The 18,438-nt window shown below is 45.8% G+C and carries 14 protein-coding genes; 5 read left to right on the top strand and 9 right to left on the bottom strand.

The features are described from left to right. Window position 1: 1 nt before the first annotated feature. The 9 genes from LZP69_RS03580 to LZP69_RS03540 all read right to left on the bottom strand — a co-directional run bounded on the left by LZP69_RS03580 (window position 2) and on the right by LZP69_RS03540 (window position 13,142). Window positions 2-619 (bottom strand): energy transducer TonB, encoded by a 618-nt coding sequence (locus LZP69_RS03580; protein WP_234198801.1) that lies wholly within the window; start codon window positions 617-619, stop codon window positions 2-4. A 1-nt stretch (window position 620) separates the two neighbouring features. Then, window positions 621-1,025 (bottom strand): ExbD/TolR family protein, encoded by a 405-nt coding sequence (locus tag LZP69_RS03575; protein ID WP_234198800.1) that lies wholly within the window; start codon window positions 1,023-1,025, stop codon window positions 621-623. Window positions 1,026-1,039: 14 nt separating this feature from the next. Next, entirely contained in the window at window positions 1,040-1,567 is a 528-nt protein-coding gene (locus LZP69_RS03570; protein ID WP_234198799.1) for a MotA/TolQ/ExbB proton channel family protein, read from the bottom strand. Further along, a complete protein-coding gene (locus LZP69_RS03565) occupies window positions 1,567-2,922 on the bottom strand; it encodes a MotA/TolQ/ExbB proton channel family protein (RefSeq protein WP_234198798.1) in 1,356 nt (451 codons plus the stop codon). The genes LZP69_RS03570 and LZP69_RS03565 overlap by 1 nt, the downstream gene beginning before the upstream one ends. Beyond that, entirely contained in the window at window positions 2,922-3,704 is a 783-nt protein-coding gene (locus LZP69_RS03560) for a DUF3450 domain-containing protein (RefSeq protein WP_234198797.1), read from the bottom strand. Before LZP69_RS03560 ends, LZP69_RS03565 begins: the two co-directional genes overlap by 1 nt. A 1,204-nt stretch (window positions 3,705-4,908) precedes the next feature. Beyond that, a complete protein-coding gene (locus tag LZP69_RS03555; RefSeq protein ID WP_234198796.1) occupies window positions 4,909-5,868 on the bottom strand; it encodes a class I SAM-dependent methyltransferase in 960 nt (319 codons plus the stop codon). Window positions 5,869-5,931: 63 nt separating this feature from the next. Then, the gene (locus LZP69_RS03550) at window positions 5,932-8,577 is read right to left on the bottom strand and encodes a TonB-dependent receptor plug domain-containing protein (RefSeq protein ID WP_234198795.1); all 2,646 of its coding nucleotides are present in this window, start codon (window positions 8,575-8,577) and stop codon (window positions 5,932-5,934) included. A gap of 716 nt (window positions 8,578-9,293) precedes the next feature. Beyond that, complete coding sequence (locus LZP69_RS03545) at window positions 9,294-10,520, bottom strand: porin (protein ID WP_234198794.1); 1,227 nt, start codon at window positions 10,518-10,520, stop codon at window positions 9,294-9,296. A 231-nt stretch (window positions 10,521-10,751) separates the two neighbouring features. Continuing rightward, window positions 10,752-13,142: a DNA polymerase II gene (locus LZP69_RS03540; protein WP_234198793.1), complete on the bottom strand. Its 2,391-nt coding sequence runs from the start codon at window positions 13,140-13,142 to the stop codon at window positions 10,752-10,754. 138 nt (window positions 13,143-13,280) lie between these two features. On the opposite strand from LZP69_RS03540, the gene dinG reads away from it, so the two are divergent. From dinG to LZP69_RS03515, 5 genes are read left to right on the top strand one after another with little or no spacing between them, the layout of a single operon-like run. Continuing rightward, complete coding sequence (gene dinG / locus LZP69_RS03535; protein ID WP_234198792.1) at window positions 13,281-15,353, top strand: ATP-dependent DNA helicase DinG; 2,073 nt, start codon at window positions 13,281-13,283, stop codon at window positions 15,351-15,353. 8 nt (window positions 15,354-15,361) lie between these two features. Continuing rightward, the gene (locus tag LZP69_RS03530; RefSeq protein ID WP_234198791.1) at window positions 15,362-16,135 is read left to right on the top strand and encodes a sulfite exporter TauE/SafE family protein; all 774 of its coding nucleotides are present in this window, start codon (window positions 15,362-15,364) and stop codon (window positions 16,133-16,135) included. Further along, on the top strand, window positions 16,132-16,794 hold the full coding sequence (locus LZP69_RS03525; RefSeq protein ID WP_234198790.1) for a primosomal replication protein: 663 nt from the start codon (window positions 16,132-16,134) through the stop codon (window positions 16,792-16,794). The genes LZP69_RS03530 and LZP69_RS03525 overlap by 4 nt, the downstream gene beginning before the upstream one ends. Window positions 16,795-16,803: 9 nt before the next feature. Beyond that, window positions 16,804-17,496 carry a DUF2057 domain-containing protein gene (locus tag LZP69_RS03520; RefSeq protein WP_234198789.1) on the top strand — a complete coding sequence of 231 codons (693 nt, stop codon included), beginning with the start codon at window positions 16,804-16,806 and terminating at the stop codon, window positions 17,494-17,496. 15 nt (window positions 17,497-17,511) lie between these two features. Further along, on the top strand, window positions 17,512-18,417 hold the full coding sequence (locus LZP69_RS03515) for a histone deacetylase family protein (protein WP_234198788.1): 906 nt from the start codon (window positions 17,512-17,514) through the stop codon (window positions 18,415-18,417). Window positions 18,418-18,438 lie beyond the last annotated feature (21 nt).

Here is an 18,438-nt window from a genome sequence, read left to right as displayed (position 1 = left end):
TCTATTTACCTCCATCGAGTTTAAAGTCAAGTTGAACAGTCATACCAGGCTGCTTAAGCGCCTTACCGTCAACGATTTTTGGCTTGTATTTCCACTTCTTCAGAGCGCGTTTGGCTTCTCTGTCGAAAACACGTTTAGGATCGGCATCGATCACTTCAACATCGTCAACCCCACCCAATTCATTAATGGTAAAGCTCAGCTGTACCCAGCCCTCTTTGCCATCACGAGCAGCAGCAATTGGATACTGTGGCTCGATACGAACGATAGGTGTTGCATCACCGTCACGCGTCATCATGTTACCGAGTTTAAATCCGGTAGTTGCTGCGCCTGCTGTGACACCTGACATGTTGAATGCCATGTTGGTGTCGATATCAGACGAGCTATCTGGTGGTGGCGTATCTGGTAATGGTGGCTGCTCAGGCGGTGTAGGTGGCTTAGGCTTAACCCTAGGCTTATCCTGCACTTTTGTATCCTGCTTTTCCATACTGATCTCAATCACAGGAGAATCAGTTGAGGTGTCGGCGCGTTTAGCGCCGCCACCGACCAAGAAGGCCATGAAAACAAACAGGGCAAAAGTAACAGCACCACCAACTAATAATGATACTATTCCTCTCAGCATATTACTCTTTCCCCGCCGAAACCGAAATCTTATCGATACCCGCTTTCTTCACGTTATCCATGACTTTAATCACTAAGCCATGTTGGGCTTCTTTATCTGCTTCAATCAAAACCGCAGCTTCTGGTGATTCAGCTAACATACGTTCTACGTTGGCTGTAACACGCTCGATGTCAACCTGACGGTTTTCCATCTTGATGATGCCGGTCTTGCTGACACCGATAAAGATGTTTGCAGACTTTTGTGTTGTCGCCGTAGACGCCTCAGGCTTATTGTAGTCAAGACCAGACGGCTTAATGAACGACGTGGTTACGATGAAGAAGATCAGCATAATAAACACGATGTCGAGCATCGGCGTCATATCAATTTGTGCTTCTTCTTCTACATTTGAATGCTTTTTACGTGCCATGTTCAATACTCTCTCTAGTGGTGTGGCAAGCTATCTTTGAGCTTTTCTAAACTGATTTTCATTTTGGCGTCTAAACGGGTGCTAAAGAACACGCCCGATAACGCTGCGACCATGCCTGCCATTGTCGGCATTGTGGCCATTGAAATACCAGCCGCCATCATACGAGCGTTACTCGTGCCATGGACTGCCATCACATCGAATACCTGTATCATACCGGTTACGGTACCCAGTAGACCTATCATTGGACAGATGGCTACTAAGGTTTTGATAATCAGCATACGAGCATTCATATCTTGTTTCGCTTGGGATACCCAAGCTTCACGGATACGGTGTGCATGCCAAGAGGTAGAATCCTCTCTCTTATCCCATGCGGCGATAATGTTTTTATGCTGTTTTGGCGCAATTAAATTGAGATACCAAAAACGCTCAAGCATTAACACCCACATAAGGAATAGCACTGCCGCAACCAACCAGAGGACGTCGCCTCCGGAGGCCATGAAGCCCCTGACGGAATCCCAGATGTCCATCAGGTATAGCATCATTAGGCTTCCCTCTTCTCAGCGTGCTCAGCAATAATACCAGCACTTTGCTCTTCAAGTATTTGAACTACTGACTTGCTACGTGCGATTACAATTGCGTGCATCAGCATTAGCGGTAGCGCAGCAACCAGACCTTGTACAGTCGTCATCAGTGCCATAGAGATACCACCTGCCATCAGCTTAGGATCACCAGTACCGAACAACTGGATGCTTTGGAAGGTCGCGATCATACCTGTTACTGTACCTAGTAGACCCATCATAGGCGCGATTGCCGCTAGAACTTTGATGATAGAGATACGTGTTTCAAGTGCAGGAGTTTCTTTCAGAATCGCTTCGTCAAGTTTCAACTCAAGCGTTTCAACATCCACATCTTTGTTGTCATGGTAGGCTTTCAGTACACGACCAAGTGGGTTGTTACCTGGTTTATCGATATTCTTACGTTGTGCTTTAACTTTCGCACCAACAAGATACAGGGTAACCAGACGTTCGATAGAGATCAGGGCACCAAGCGCTAGCAGACCGATAATGATGTAACCGATAGTACCACCCGCTTCGATACGCTCTTCGATCGTTGCTTTTTGAGTGAATACGTTCAGTAGCACACCGCGAGCTGGGTCAACGAACAGCTTGTGAACGCCTGACGTTTGACCTGCAAAATCCTTTGCACTGGCAACTTCTTCACTACCTGGCTGCTGAGACAGCTGCTGGATTAGACCAAGGTCAGCGTTGTAAACAACATATTGGTCATCAGCTAATAGGTTGTATGAACCTACACGAGTGATTTGAGCTTTATGAACTGTACCGTCCAGAGCTGTGATATCGCCTTCGAACTTAACCACTTTGCCAGACTCAGCCATTTCGAATAGCTGGGCTTCCCAGAACTTTTCCAGTTCTTCAATTTTTGGCAGCTCTTTACGCGCACCTAATTCAGCGATGAACGCTGAACGACCAGGGTATTGCGCACTGATGTTAGATGATACGAGTTGACCTGCGAAATCGCCGGCTTCACCTTTAACAACACCGAACATTTCACCCAAGTCACCTTGAGCGATTTTGCGATCTTCTTCTAACTGAGCAATTTTACGCTCGTTATCGGCAAATGCCTGAGTCAGATCTTTACCACGCTGTTCTTCAGCAGCCAAAGCCGCTTTTTCGCGCTTAAGCAGTGCAGCTTTATCGCCACGCTCAGCTTGGAACTCAGCTTCACGTTGCTTGTTCACTTTTGCGGCGTTAGCACGATCGGTTTGAACTTGTTTCAGTAGCTGGTCGATATTTTTTGGTGCGTCAGCAGCGCTAACCATACCAGCAGTCAATGAGAGAGTAGCAGCAACGATTGCTGTAGAGATTAACTTTTTCATTATTGTGCAGCCTCCGCAGCTGGGATTGGTAACGCAAACATATCTGGAGCACCTTGGCCACGAGCCTGGCGAATCGCTTTAGTTATGTTACGTAGGTAGCTGTCAGCCAGCTTATCCCATGCTTTAGTCTCTGGATTGTATATCCATGCAGACTTCTGATCTAAGCTCTGTGCGTAGTAACCGACACGACCAAAGTTAAGGAAATCAACTAAGATCTCTTTACCATCAATGTCTAGCTGACCGGTTTCAACGTTCAGCTTGTTACCGTATTCACGTTCGATGCTGTAAGCATCCAGGATAAGACGGTATTTTTCAGCAAGTGTTACGTTGGCTGTGTTTAGTGTCTCACGCAGGCGCTTGATACGCTCATGACGGGCTTCCATGTTGAATGGCAGATCCAGTGCAATGAATTGCTCAAGTGCGTCAACCATCTTAAACATCAGAGGCACAACCCCCTGACGTAGTTTATCAACGCCGTTGATATCTTCTTGGATGAGTTTCATTGTTGCTTCTTGGTCAGCGACCAGACCAGCAACATAATCGTTGTATGATTTAGTTGATTCACGAGTATCTGCAACTTGGCCATACTCAAATGCCATGTCTTGCGCTTGATCGTAGAATTTATCAACTTTTTTCTGTGATGCAGCTGCATCGGCGTGAATTTGCGTATCCGCCTTCTGAAGATTCGAAAGTGAATCGGCAACCACTAAGTTACTGCCTGCTAAGGCCAGCGCGCCTACGAGCGCTGTAGCGATTTTAGTTCTATTGCTTACCTTGGACATAGTTCCCAACCAATTTGAAGTGAAAAATAAAAAGTTTAACCAAATAGCAACATGGATTTCTGCTTATCTTGCAAGAATTTTGTCGCTAACTGGGTATGCATTTCTCTTGTGATTGTTAGTATTATCTTCCCTTTTCTACACCACATGGGGTGCAGACCCGCAGGCATCATTTCACAAAATGTTGACCTGTGTCAACATTTCAAAACGGCTAAAACTAGCGGAAAAACCGATTACGCAACAAAAACACCTCAAAAGCTGCTTTTTGAAACAACTTATCCTGACCATCATTGTTAAATAGTTAACAACATATGTTACTTACAACACATAAGATTATGAATAGCATGGATTTAATTAAAGCCACAAGATTAACTAAACATTAACAAAGTAATAACCTTTACCTTGGTTAAAATTTGATAAAACACCTTTCTATTATGAAACCGTTATACAAGCACGCCCTATATACATAAATGCAACCTTGATAAAAGCTGTTCGATAATTGAGCTGCAGATTCCATTGCAGAAACTTAAGATCCTCATATTTGATGCTTCAAAGTCACATTTTTGTCATAAATTAGATTAATGCCCATCTGGTTTTCATGTTTTGATAAAATACCAATACACAACTCAGAAACTCTCAAATGAATAATTTTGCTAAAACCTAGTTCGTAAATGGTCTCAGACGAGTCGTGAGAGAATATTTTTAAAGAAAACGGCTAGTGATCTAATCAGTAAACGCAAAACTCTTGTTAACTTGCCAAAATCGTAAGCTGCACCGGCAAATTTCAAAGGTAATTGCACAAACAAACTTACCAAGCATGGGGGCTAGGCTGTTAACATTTGGCATTGCCATGAGTATCTACAGTTAATCAGAATCGCCACTCTTATGATTATTTTGAAGATTAGAAAGATAATTAGACTAGTTCGCGATCGGAAGGAACACTTCTTTAAAAACAGAAACGACTTTTCAGCCCTGAAGAGCAAAGGTGTGTTGTGTCAGTTTAGCTATTCAGCATCAATGAGTCAGGTGTTATATATAGGTGAGGCTAATTGCTAAGATTGTTAGATACCTGATTGGCCCTTAGAACAATAGCTAATTATTAAGTAATGCCTTTTCCTTATTCTCCTTGTTCCCCTTGTTCTCCCTCTCCAAGCTGCTGCACTTCACTCTTTGGCTCACAAATCAAAGAGCCAGACAAGCATAATATCTATCTATTATTGACTTCCAAAACAATCCCAAAACATTCCTTATCTATCACAATCTCAGAAAAAGAACACTCTACCCCTAATGTGCCCAATATCGCTTCTATGGATTGTTTTCGAGCAGAGTCGACAACAGCGTTAAGTTGATCCTCTAAACGCATACGATGAAAATTTAGCTGCTTAACATATTTCTTAAAAATAGCCCGATTTTCAATTCTTAGCTCATACAGTAACGGGGCTATCTGTGACAGAATCTCATTGAAAGCCGCTTCACAATGCCCATCTTTTGCCAATTCACCTAAATCTCTTACTTTTTGTAATAACAGTGAATTCAAGCTCTTAAAATCATCGTTAGTCTGTATATTTTCCCTCTGCGACATACATTGAGAAACTAAATCTAAAATCTCTTGCACCCGTGCTAAAAAATCAGCCTCGTTGAAAAATAGATCTAAGGCCCTCTTTTCTGATCTTGAGTGTGCAGCAATATTAGAATGTTCATAATGCAACATAGCCACAAGTCTGCCTTTAGGTTTTAGCAAACGTATACACTCAATAAGGGATTGTGATAAATCAGAATATTCCAGGGCGAATTGACTACAAATAAGATCAAATGATTGCGGATCAAAATGCGTTTTTTCGATCTGTGTATTACCAAAAAAACTGATGCTTTTTAACGCGCTATTAATGCTCTCATCTGAATATTGATTCTGCTGAGGTCTTATATCAGCCGCATCAATAGCGCTGATCTCCCAGCTATACTGATGTATTGCACTATATTGAAAACAGAGTACAGCAAGTGCACCATTTCCGGTTCCCACATCTAATACATTGGCATTCTTCGGCAAACCTGCAATTTTATTGTGCCAATAGTCTCTTAATTCCCCATGATAGCCAAGCGCACTCTCTCCTTCCGAAAAGCTGTTCAAAGCTCGCGTATGCTGCCAATAGTTAGTCCACTGTTCCATAAAACCTCAAAGAAAAAGGCAGGGAGTTCCCTGCCTTTATTTATACCGTTAAATCAGTCTCGATTAGAAAGACTGGCTGAAACGGAAGTACACTACACGACCCCAACCATTGTATAGGTTGTAGTTGTATTCACGGCCATCATAACCGATCAACTGTGGGTATTTCTCGAATGCGTTTTCAGCACCGACGCTTAGCTTGCTGTTCCAAGGCGTAGTATAAGTTAACTGAAGATCATGAGTGATCCAAGTGGCAACATGGCCTTCTTGAATGCTGTTATTCACATCTTCATACTGGTCGCCTACCAAGTTGATGTTCCATGCAAAGTCAAAGTCACCGAATGCATAGACGTTTGATAAGCTCATACGCTGTCTTGGTACACCTGGATCTCTTACTAAATCACGGCCACCGTCAATTGAGTATTCAAGCATATGACTCATTTGGAAAGTTTGTGAGAATGAACCTGCATCACCAAAGTCGAAGTTGGTTTTCAAGTTCAAATCTAAACCAGAAGTTTCCAGCGTACCTTCGTTACCGTAACCAGTATTGATGAAGTCAATACTACCATTTGCACGACGAGTTACCCCTAGACCTGCAGGAATTGGGTCACCAGCTTGCTCACGGTCAATCAGGTTTTGGGCACTGAAGAATGCGATACGATCTTCAATTTCGATATTGTAGTAATCGATCGCGAAGTTCAACCAATCGAACGGCTGGTAAGCAATACCGGCTGCCATTTGAGTTGAGCTCTCAGAACCTAAGTCTGGGTTAGCAATTCGGTAAGCGTCAATCTGAACCCCTTGCTGAGGACATGTTGGATTCCCGAAAGCTTGACAGGTAGCCAAATCATCTACAGAGTCAGCAGAGAAGGCTGTTTTCTGTGTCAGAATATCCAGAGTTGGTGCACGGAAACCTAGACCATAAGAAGCACGCAGTACCAGTGCATCGATTGGCTCATAACGTACAGAGACTTTTGGCGAGAAATCTGAACCATAGTCAGAATACTTATCGTAACGACCCGCTACAGAAAGCTCTAAGTTATCCAGTAATGGGAACAGTGTTTCGAAGTAAGCCGCAGTCACATCACGACCACCACCTGCTGAGTTACCAGAAGAACCACCAACTAGACCCGCTTCTGATTGAGAATCATAAGCATCGCTATATTCTTCGTCACGGTGCTCGACACCGACGAAAGCCTGCACCATACCCGCTGGCATCTCAAACAGATCGAATGAAGCATTCAGATAAATTTCATCGATGTTGAATTGACTGACGCGAGCAGTTGTCGCTGCAGAACCTTTCAGAATTTCATCTGGGTTAGAGCTTGGATTCTGAATGTCATAACCATAACGGCAATTAACGGCATCGAAAGTACCATTAGAACAGTAGCCTGGGTTGAAGTCATTTACATAACCCCATGCAGTACCCGCCGCTAGATAACCATTACCCACTTCATTGGTCTTGTTACGAACACGGCGGAAGCCTGCTTCAACTTCAACTGTGTCAGCAATAATGCCGTTCACACCAATCAGGAAGTCAGTGTTGAGGTTTTCTACTGTGTTATCACGGTTACCTAGTGCAGCAAAACGGTGATAAATGTGAACGTCCTGCTGTGCACCAATCGCTGGGTCATAAGCCACTGCGTTAGGGTTGTTTGCATCGTAGAACCAAGCATTAGGGTTAGTTGGGTTATTGTAGCTATCATCCGCAATCGCGTAACCTTGAAACCTGTTCGTATCTGGAGCTGGTGCATAACGGCCGAAAGATTCGGTCTTAGCGGCACTGGCATTAGAGAAGATCTTCCAATCGTCATTGATATTGTATTCACCTTTCAAGAAGATGGATTGGTTATCAGTTGACGCTTCGTTAGCATTCGACGCATTGAAGTTATAAACACAGAGATCACCGTTTTTATAGAAGTTTTCTTCATTACAACCACCTGGTATGCCTGCAAAGTTACCTTGTAAACCTGAATCGATCCAGTTGTTGCCATAGGTAGACCCACCAGGTGTAATCCAAGGATAATCACGCGCAAAAACGATATCACGCTTGTTCCAAGAAAGACCGGCTAACAGTGTCGTCTTCTCACTTGATGAACCAAACAGTACGCTACCTGCACTTCTGTCACCGCCTTCTTTAGGAATGCTTGGCGTCCCTTCGGTATAGCTTAGCTGAATACCGTTGAAATCTTTACGCGTGATCACGTTGACCACACCGCCGATTGCATCGGAACCATAGATAGCAGAAGCACCATCGGTCAGCACTTCGATACGCTCAACCGCCCCTAATGGGATGGAGTTCAAATCTTGGCTAGAACCAGTTGAAGGTGACATAGTCAGACGACGACCATCAACCAACACGAGTGTACGGCTTGAACCTAGACCACGTAAGTCCAAAGATGCAGTACCTTGAGCACTACTACCTGACTGTGGGCGGAATGAACCGGTAGAGTTGAAAGTAGTGTTACGCAGTAAATCGGTTACTGATGTCTGACCTGATAGATCGATCGCAGCACGGTCGATCACAGTAACAGGTACTGAGCCTTCCAGGTCTGTACGCTTAATGCGTGAACCTGTCACCTCAATACGTTCAACTTTATCTGCTGTTTCTTCATCTGCTGCAAATACTGTTGGAACAGTAAGTGCTGAGATAGCTGCGCCGCCAACCAATGCGAAACGCACTGAATTAGCCAGTAAGCTGTTCTTATACATATTGTTTCTCCCTGAACTTTATTTTTATTTTTTCTGTGAACATAAGCATGAATCGACATAAATCGTTACACGTGTGTATATTCGCCAACAAATAAAACCACATATGAAACATTTAATCAACATCTGCATCATTAACATTACAGAGATACTTGCCAAATGCTTATTTTTTAGGCCGATATCGCATAAACCAACAACAAGCTGATTGACTCCCTGCCATTTAATCGCGGCTAAAAATGTGGTGAATTGTCATCAGCAACAATAAAAATCAAATACACACAATGACTTAACCAAGGTTGATTCTTGTGTTTTAGGAAAGCAGGAGATTATTTCAGCTAACCAGCTGACGCAGGGAAATTTAGCGGCGGTTAAATTAGGCGCTAACAAACACACAACAGTTTATTTGGGAACTTAAACGACAGAAGCAAAAATCATCCCTCACGGTTAGCTTCACACAAAATTCATTACACTTGTAACAGGATTTAATCTGCCTGAATGAGGGCGATGAGTATCAGATAAGGTCGAGTCAATATGACAAGCAGGCATTAGCGCTAGGGTAAATGGCTTTGGTTTAGACATTGATTTGGATTAATACCTGAGTCGACCTCTCGCTCCTGCTGTTAATTAGCGAAATATGCAGCTAACCCAACTCAGACAGAAAAAGATAAAAAAAACGCCTCTTAAAAAAGAGGCGTTTTAATTTAAATCAGGCGTTCATTTTACAATGAATAACGAATACCGACAGCCAAACCATCTTCTTCATCGGCAGCCATCGCTTCTGCATCGCTGATTCCGTCGACAGTCACGGCATCAAACTCACTGAAGTCCTTACGACCTTCAATATACAGTACCGTATTTGAATTCCACACATAATGCAGACCGGCTACCACAAACTGACGCTTAAAGGTTGCATCTGGGTCAACATTGTTAGGCTGAGTCACATAGTTATCGCCCGCATCTAGGATGTTATAGGAGATAAAAGGACGGAAACCATTATCAAACTTGTATGAGAACAAGGTTTCAACACCGTAAGAGTCTTTGATCAAACGACCTAAGTTGTCGGTATCATGGTTCTCGTTTTTGTTGAAGTTTGCCGCCGCATAGAAACCGTCAGCATCGAAATCACCCCAAGTGATACCTGCACCATAAATCAGATCCGTCGCAGTGATCTCACTGCCAGTGTTTCTAAAGGTCACCTCGAATTCACCACGGTTAGCCCCCGCAGTTAAGGTTAATTTATCTGTTACTTTATAGGTCACAGCCAAACCATAGGTATGACCATAATCGACTTCTTCAGAATCTATACCTTGATCCCAACGATCTTGACAGTCTGAACTTAACTGGCCCGTTGGATCGTCTTCACACGTATAGAAAGTATCGTTCTTTAGCTGTGTCTGAACCGCAAAGCTGAAATCGCCATACTCATTACGATATTGCACCGTCTTATCACCACGGCCGACACCGTTAACCGCACCATCAGCTTTGTTATAGGTGTATACACCCGCTGTGTTACCATCCCAAACGAAGCCGTAGTTGGTGTTATAGACGACATCATACCAAGCGCCCCACTGCTTACCGAGAGTCAGGCTACCGTAGGTATCATGGGCAATACCCACGTAACCTAAACGGTTGTTAAGGAAATCACCACCTTGAGATTCGAAGTTACTCTCACTGCTGTAGACAATTTCGCTGTTACCAAATGGATTCACACCCCATTCAATCTTGGTGAATGCTTTCCAGCCCTCACCCAATTCGCGAGTGAAACCAAAGTTTATCCGTGACGCGCCGTTAACAACTTCTGTTGCCCCATGGGTATCGATAACACGCGCATCCATGAATCCGCCGATCTCGACCGCATTTTGATCATCTTTATAAACTTCGATAGCCGATGCTGCTGGGACAAATATGACTGCTGCTAGTGCAGTTGCTAATAGACTCTTTTTCATGTGTTCGCCTAACCTTCTGTAATGTTCAATTTGCCGTTCATTCACACATCACATTCCGTTGCTTTATTTCGTACTAATTTTAAATTAGATTAGCAGAAGATTAGTTCCCCCAAAAGATAAACATCATAAAAAACGCGCCACATCACAGATAAAAATCTGACAAAATCTTTTTAAATCATATTAAAAACTATTTGTTAACAATTTTTTGAGATATCAACAACCCCAGACCAACTAAATTAACGATAACTGATGTGAGGCAATCTTTTTGAAACTAATATGTAATATTGAAAGTATTGGATCAGAAATAGGTGCGATCTGTTTATCCAGATAATAATTATAATCGATTTTGCCAAGACAATATTCTATTGGCTCGGCTCCATTGGTCGTCATTAAATATCTCACCTGCACTCCCCGCTTTCCAAAAGATCGATCACCACTGCGTTCACACCATAATGTGGCGGCTTTAACATGGGGGGATGATTTAGCGGTATAATCTTCAACATTGCGCCGTAACCGTTTAGAAAATATCAATAAATCATCTAACTTACCCTGCTGAAGATCCGCCACAATTGCTTTTAAATAAGCCTCTACATCCAACTTGCTAAACAGGCGTCGATAAAGCTCCGCCTGTACTTGCCTCGCCAAGGGACTCCAATCACTTCTGACTTGCTCCATCCCTTTAAAAATCAGCTTAAGCTCCCCATCATCTGAAGTATAAGCCCCGACATAGCGTTTCTTAGAGCCCTCGAGCGAACCTCTGAGCGTAGGCATAAAAAACTGCTCAAAATGACGTTCATATTCCAGTTCCAGATAACAGTCTAGGTCATATTCCCGTTTAAGTAATTGTTGCCATTTTTCATTAATACTTTTGACTAATTGCCTGGCAAAGGCATCGATATCATCAATGGCGCTAACATCGGCTAAATGCACAAACGTCGAGTCGGTATCGCCATAGATCACCTGCAATCCTCTTTCTTCTATCCAAGCGCGTGTCTGCTTCATGATCTCATGTCCTCGCAGCGTGATGGAACTGGCAAGCTTAGCGTCATGAAACACGCAGCCTTTGGAGCCTAATACGCCATAAAGGGAGTTCATTATTATCTTTATCGCCTGGGATAAGGGGGCATTTTTCTGCGATTTCGCCCACTCACGTTTTGTCGCCAGTTCGGCAATTAGTCCTGGCAAGATAGGAGATTGGCGACTGAAACGCGCCCCTAGAAAGCCATCAACGGTTTGCGATTTATCCAGCTCTTGCCCTTCTACCAAGCCTTTAGGGTCGATAAGAAATGTGCGAATAATAGAGGGATAAAGACTCTTAAAATCTAAGACCAAAATATGCTGATACAGGCCAGGAACTGAGTCCATTACATAGCCGCCGGGACTCTCTATGCCATCGCTGGCGGGGTGACTTGGTGCAACATAGCCTGCACGATGCAGATGGGGCAAATATAAGTGGTTAAAGGCGGCGACCGAAGCCCCGACTCTGCCAAACTCCAGCCCAGTTAACCTAGAACGCTCCAAGGCAAAATCAATAAGCTGAGTCTGCTGAAAAATATCCCATACCAGACGACTGTCGGTCAGATTGTAGTGTGCCAGTGCAAGCTTATCTTGATTGAACATTGTGGTAATTTCCGCGCCGCGATTTTCAACCTTATCAATCGCCTTCCCCTCACCTAATAACTGACGGGACACATGCTCAAGGGAGTAACTATCGAACTGATAAAAAGCCGCCTTGAGCCAATCGATACCATCGAGCACCACTCGCCCCGGCAGTGCCAAGGTCTCTGGGCGATACTTATCGGCCACCTTCCAGCTTAAAGGCTGCTGATTGCGCCCAAGCAGCAAGGGGATCTGGTGATGTGCTGCGCGCCGATAAAGCAAAGCCAGATCGAAGGTCACCACTGACCAGCCGATAATGATGTCAGGGTCGACACGAGCAAACCAGGCAATCAACCCATGGATAAGCGCCGCTTCATCGGCCACCCATTCGATAGGCGGCATTTTAGTGACGCTATGATTATTCTCCTTGCCTTGCTCCTCACTTTCGCCCTTGCCTATCATCAAAACCCGTTCGATAGGCTCGCCCGCATTATCCCGACCATAAAGCGCCACACTGTAGAGTTCGCCGCTCATGGCACACTCGAAATCGAGTGACACCACAGACAACTCAAGGTCAATATTCGCTTTACGCGCCCGCTCAGCCGTCAGAAGATGAATCCCTTGCTGACAAGTTTGCTGACCCACAAACTCCACATCCAAAGCAATAAAACGCTCGATAAGATATCGCTGCTCGGGGCGAATATCGCTTTCATACAAGGCAATGGCAAGATCCATCGCCGCGCGGGATAACAAACGAAAGGATGCAGCGTTAACACAATAAAGGGCAGTCACTGGTTCATGGTCAAACGTCTTAAGGGTAAGCGCTTCGGCGCGAATCCCTTTATCGCCACAGGCCCTGAGTAGCTTTGCCGCATCCTGGCTTCGGCAAAAACTGACACGTTCACTGTGGGGGAAGATCACCAACACAGGTCCGTCAGGCGTTTTCAAATAGTAATGCAGATCACTCCCCACCTGATGACGGGTCAGTATTCGTCCTTTAATGCTGCAAAATGACGTGCTCAAATCGACTCTCTATCCAAGTTAATTCATATACTTATAGCAAGATTTGCCAATAAAGGGACAAAATCCGCCGCCAGGCTCTTCTTAGGCTATGAAATCACTGTTATTATGTACAGCATTATTTCTCAGCTAGCCGCCTGCATGTTATCAGCCAATGTAAAAAACCAGATCCGTACCATCTATAAGGCGATCTCAACTGCACTGCCCAACTTTCGTTCCAGACGTGAGCAGAATTACATAGTCGCTGAGATCTCAAAGACGCTTGCAGGGGAATATGACAAACACAGGCGCATCATAGTGGTCGAGGCTGGTACGGGCATAGGTAAATCCCTCGCCTATATTCTGGGCACCATTCCACTGGCGCTCGCCAGCAAGAAAAAGGTCTGTATCGCCACCGCCACAGTCGCCCTGCAAGAACAACTGCTACATAAAGATCTGCCCTTCTTTTTACAGCATTCAGGGCTGGACTTTAGCTTTGGCCTGGTAAAAGGACGCCAACGTTATGTGTGCCTGGCCAAGCTGGAGATGCTTATCGGCGGCGATGACGGCACTCAGATGGCCATGTGGCAGACCAAACCGGATCAGAGTCAGATAGCCCTGCTACAGAAGCTGCAAAAAGATTTCCATGAAAAACGTTGGAATGGCGAGCGCGATACCTTAGGCACGCCGCTGCCGGATCATCTGTGGAATCAGATCTGCTGCGACAAACACAGCTGTCACAGACAACTGGCCAATCACAGACATTGCCCCTTTCATAAGGCGCGAGAAGATATAGATGAGTGGGATGTGCTGATAGCCAACCACAGCCTACTGTTTGCCGATTTAGAGCTGGGCGGCGGGGTGATCCTGCCCGAGCCCGACGAGCTCTACTATATTATCGACGAGGCTCACCACCTACCTGTGGTCGCCAGGGATTTCTCCAGCGCCCAGGCCACACTGCGAGGCGCCATCGACTGGCTGGAAAAAATAGCCAAGACCAGCGCAAAACTGCAAAATCAATTAAAGAGTAATCACATCATCGCCCCAGCTCAGGCGATGCAGGACCATATCAGTGAGCTCTGTAGTCTGCTCAGCGGCGTTGCCCACTATTGTGACACTCAGGCCACCGCCTTCGATAACCCTGAAAATCGCATCCGCTTCGAGCACGGAAAACTGCCTGAGTCCTTAGTGATAAAAGCTGAAAACCTAGCGAGTGCGAGCAACGATGCGCTCAAGCAGTTTAACAAGATGCTGGTACTGCTCAATGAGGCGATAAAAGATGGCGAACTGCCCAAACATCAATCAGAGCAACTCTTAAGCGAAACCGGCTTTATGTTGCAACGCCTAGAAAACCTGCACAAATTGTGGAAGATGACCGCCAAGGCAGATAATCCCAAGGGCGCCCCCATGGCAAGGTGGGTCGAGCAGTTGCCGGGGAAGCAAAGCGATTATCTGTTTAATGTCTCCCCCATCGAAGTCGGCTTCATGCTCGAATCTTTACTCTGGGAGAAGGCCGCCGGGGTTGTACTCTGCAGCGCGACCCTGCGAGCACTGAATAATTTCAACCATTTTACCCATCAGGTGGGTCTGTCCATCAATGACGGCAGCCGTTATCTGGCCATGGATAGCCCGTTCGATTTTCAGCAAAATGCTACCTTGTTTATCCCAAAAATGCGCTGCGAGCCTACGGATGATAACTATACTCAGGAGCTTGCCGAGCAGATAGTCACCCTGCTGGAGGGGGAAAGTGCCACCTTAGTGCTGTTTGCCTCCTATTGGCAGATGGAGAAAGTTGCCGAACTGGTGCGCCCCAAAATCAATACCGAGCTGCTGATCCAGGGGGAAGACTCGCGTCAGCAACTACTCACAAAACATAAGCAGCGCTGTGACGATGGCAAGGTCAGCATCATCTTCGGAACCGGTAGTTTCTCTGAGGGGTTAGATCTGCCAGGCGACTATTTAACCAACCTTATCATCACCAAACTGCCCTTCGCTGTGCCGACCTCCCCGGTCGAACAGGCGCACGCCGAATATGTCAAAGCCAAGGGCGGTAATCCCTTTTTGCAATTAACTATTCCAGATGCATCGCGTAAATTGATCCAAAGTTGTGGTAGATTACTGCGTAAAGAAGAGGATTATGGCCGCATAACCATATTGGACAGACGACTTATCACAAAACGCTATGGTAAATCTCTGCTCGATTCCTTGCCGCCATTTCGTCAGGTAATAGAATAGGACCCCCTTTGGAGTTACTCTTAGAACCAAGCAGCTGGGCAATTTTAATCGCCGCCGGATTTCTGGCTGGCTTTATCGATGCCATTGCCGGCGGTGGCGGGCTGCTCTCCATTCCTGCGCTGTTAACCATAGGCATTCCACCCCATGCGACCTTGGGCACCAATAAACTGGCGGCCAGTTTTGGTTCATCGATTGCGGCGTTCACTTACTATCGCAAGCACTTTTTTACGCCAAGCTTCTGGTATCACGCCGCCATCGCCACCTTTATCGGGGCGATTTTTGGCACCTTTATTGTTTGCCTGATAGACAATCACTGGCTGGAAAAACTGCTGCCCGTCATTATCATCATTATCGCTATCTATACCTTAGTAAAACCCAATGCCATGGGCGCAAAATATTTCACTGCGCCGCTACAGGCCCCAGCAAAAATTAAACAGTGGCGCCAGGGCTTACCCTTAGGCTTTTACGATGGTTTTGCTGGCCCCGCCGTCGGCGCATTTTGGACCATTAGCAGCGTGTCCCAATACAAATTACCTGTACTTGAGAGCCTTGGCCTCGCCCGCGCCATGACGTTTATCAGCAATCTTACTTCTCTGGCTATTTTTCTGTTCCTGGGTCAGGTTAACATCCTTATCGGCCTGTCTATGGGCCTGTGCATGATGTTAGGCTCCTTTATTGGCGCTCGCACCGCCATTAAATTCGGCGCGCCTTTTATTCGCCCCCTGTTTATCACTGTCGTTATCCTGATCGCCGTTAATCTGGCCTGGAGTGCCTGGGTATGAACACCACTGAACTAATCAGGCGATTACGAGTCCAACTCAAGCAGTTAGAGCAAGAAGTGTTGCAACACGATAGCCAACTGGCAAAGGGACAACGTAAGCTGCTGAGTGACACTGAGCGCTTTAATCATCAACTGTTTGAGCAGACAGGTGCACAGCTTGCCCCCTGTGTTCAACAGATAGACAGAAAAATTACCCAACTTGAGCAACTGCTCAAAGGCAAGATATCCAGTGAAACCATTGCGCTGAGTTGTGAAGGGATCCAGGACAGGTTCACCGCACTCAAACGCGCCCTGAGCACGACCGGTCTGGATCTCAAATCCGCCGAGCAGCAAAGGGCAGCCCGCTTTGCCAGTGCCAACAAGCGCCGTCAGCAGGCCCATGCCCAAAGTGGCTTTAACTGGATCGCGGCCAACGTGATGCACAACAGCCATCAGCTCTATGAAGAGCTGAACAAGCATCTCAACTGGGTAAAGGCGTTCGAACAGAAAATTGAAACCTTGCAATTAAAGCTGGAACATTGTCATGGAGCTGACAAAATTGCACTGCAAAATGAGATACTTTTAGTACACCGCCGCTTAGGTAAGTGCCGTCAGGCCATCAGCTATATCGAAGATAAAATTCAGGCGTTTGAACGCCCATATAATAGTCACAATCGTTAAGGAGCAATAATGAAATCTGTATTACCACTCACAGCAATACTCGCTCTGTTCAGTGCCTCGTCGGCTGTTGCCGCTAACCTAACCATTCCCATGGCATTTGAGTATTTGGCCCTCGATGGCCAACAAGTGGCAAGCAGTAAATTCAACCATAAAGCGGATCTCGATTTGAGCAATGGCACCCATAAAATCGCCATTCGTTACCATGATATGATTGAAGATGACTTTAGCGATAGCCCGGATTTCGTAAAGTCCTCCCCTTTTATTGTCACTATCGCCGTTGATGGCGATCATAATTACCAGCTACTACCCGCCGAAGGTAAAGTGATTAAAAATCCTAAGGCCTTTGCCAAGGCGCCACAGGTGGTGATCACCCGTAAAGATGGCGGCGAGGTGAACTATAAGATAGTACAAACCAACCTGACCGAATCCAGCTTCGTGAGTAAAATATTCTCTGGCGAGAGCGGGACTGATATCGACGCTGCTGCCGCAGCCGCAACAAGCACAGGCGCTGAGCTATCTCAAACAGGTCAGTCTATTGCAGCAGGAGAGGCTGTGCCCACCACCTTGCCAGCTCAAATACCTGCCCAATTACCTGCAAACGGCGATGCCAATCATGCACAGCAGATGCTGCAATATTGGTGGCTACACGCCGATGAGCAAACCCGTAAAGAATTTATGAGCTGGGCAATTAAGCAGCTCTAACGCGATGTAAGACTCATGCCAGCCCTTGTGTATCACGCCAGCTATTCTCAGCTGGCGTTACCTTCACACCACAGATTCCCACAATCTAAGTATCAAGCCCTCTACCAATACCTGCTCGACCATCATATTGCTAAGCCGCAGGATTTTCATCGGCCCAGCCAGATAACCCCTGAGGCGTTAGCGAAAATTCACAGCCCGACTTATGTCGAGCAGATCATGAGTCGAGCCTTAGATGCAAAAGCGGTGAGGCGGTTAGGCCTGCCACTGACAGAGGCCGTGATAACACGCAGCCTTTACTCAGTCGGCGGTACAGTGTTGGCCTGTGAGCTGGCACAAGAGCAAGGGATCGCCCTGCAACTCAGTGGCGGCTATCACCATGCTCATTATGATTTTGGTAGTGGTTATTGTCTGTTTAACGATCTGATGGTAGCGGCCCATCATGCCATCACACAAAATGGCCTGAACCGGGTGTTAATTTTCGACTGTGACGTACATCAAGGGGATGGCACGGCCAGCTTGAGTCAGCATTATGCGGATATCATCAGCTGCTCTATCCATTGCCAGTCGAACTTTCCCGCCAGAAAACAGCACTCAGATCTCGATATCGAACTGCCACAAGGCACGTCGGAATCTAGCTATCTAGAGGCTGTAAAGCAGACCTTAGATCTCGCCATTCGCCTCTATCAGCCTGAGCTTATCTTGTATGATGCTGGCGTCGACATTCACCAGGATGATGATTTGGGCCACTTAGGTGTTTCTACCCAGGGAATTTATCTGCGGGATCATTATGTTATCTCGACAGCAAAACAAAAAAATATTCCCATTGCCTGTGTTATTGGCGGCGGTTATAGCAAAAAACCACTAGTATTATCACAAAGGCATACACAACTATTTATTGCCGCAAACAGAGTGTGGCCGTAAAAGACTCATAAATATTGGACT

The sequence above is a fragment of the Shewanella sp. AS1 genome, from assembly GCF_021412565.1.
Classification (GTDB): domain Bacteria; phylum Pseudomonadota; class Gammaproteobacteria; order Enterobacterales; family Shewanellaceae; genus Shewanella.
This window is presented reverse-complemented; position numbering and strand designations above follow the sequence as displayed.

Excerpts from the sequence above, each read along its gene's own strand:
- LZP69_RS03565 (WP_234198798.1), bottom strand. The coding sequence starts at position 2,922 with ATGAAAAAGTTAATCTCTACAGCAATCGTTGCTGCTACTCTCTCATTG.
- LZP69_RS03560 (WP_234198797.1), bottom strand. The coding sequence starts at position 3,704 with ATGTCCAAGGTAAGCAATAGAACTAAAATCGCTACAGCGCTCGTAGGC.
- LZP69_RS03580 (WP_234198801.1), bottom strand. The coding sequence starts at position 619 with ATGCTGAGAGGAATAGTATCATTATTAGTTGGTGGTGCTGTTACTTTT.
- LZP69_RS03550 (WP_234198795.1), bottom strand. The coding sequence starts at position 8,577 with ATGTATAAGAACAGCTTACTGGCTAATTCAGTGCGTTTCGCATTGGTT.
- LZP69_RS03575 (WP_234198800.1), bottom strand. The coding sequence starts at position 1,025 with ATGGCACGTAAAAAGCATTCAAATGTAGAAGAAGAAGCACAAATTGAT.
- LZP69_RS03555 (WP_234198796.1), bottom strand. The coding sequence starts at position 5,868 with ATGGAACAGTGGACTAACTATTGGCAGCATACGCGAGCTTTGAACAGC.
- LZP69_RS03515 (WP_234198788.1), top strand. The coding sequence starts at position 17,512 with ATGCCAGCCCTTGTGTATCACGCCAGCTATTCTCAGCTGGCGTTACCT.
- LZP69_RS03520 (WP_234198789.1), top strand. The coding sequence starts at position 16,804 with ATGAAATCTGTATTACCACTCACAGCAATACTCGCTCTGTTCAGTGCC.
- dinG (WP_234198792.1), top strand. The coding sequence starts at position 13,281 with ATGTTATCAGCCAATGTAAAAAACCAGATCCGTACCATCTATAAGGCG.
- LZP69_RS03570 (WP_234198799.1), bottom strand. The coding sequence starts at position 1,567 with ATGATGCTATACCTGATGGACATCTGGGATTCCGTCAGGGGCTTCATG.
- LZP69_RS03545 (WP_234198794.1), bottom strand. The coding sequence starts at position 10,520 with ATGAAAAAGAGTCTATTAGCAACTGCACTAGCAGCAGTCATATTTGTC.
- LZP69_RS03525 (WP_234198790.1), top strand. The coding sequence starts at position 16,132 with ATGAACACCACTGAACTAATCAGGCGATTACGAGTCCAACTCAAGCAG.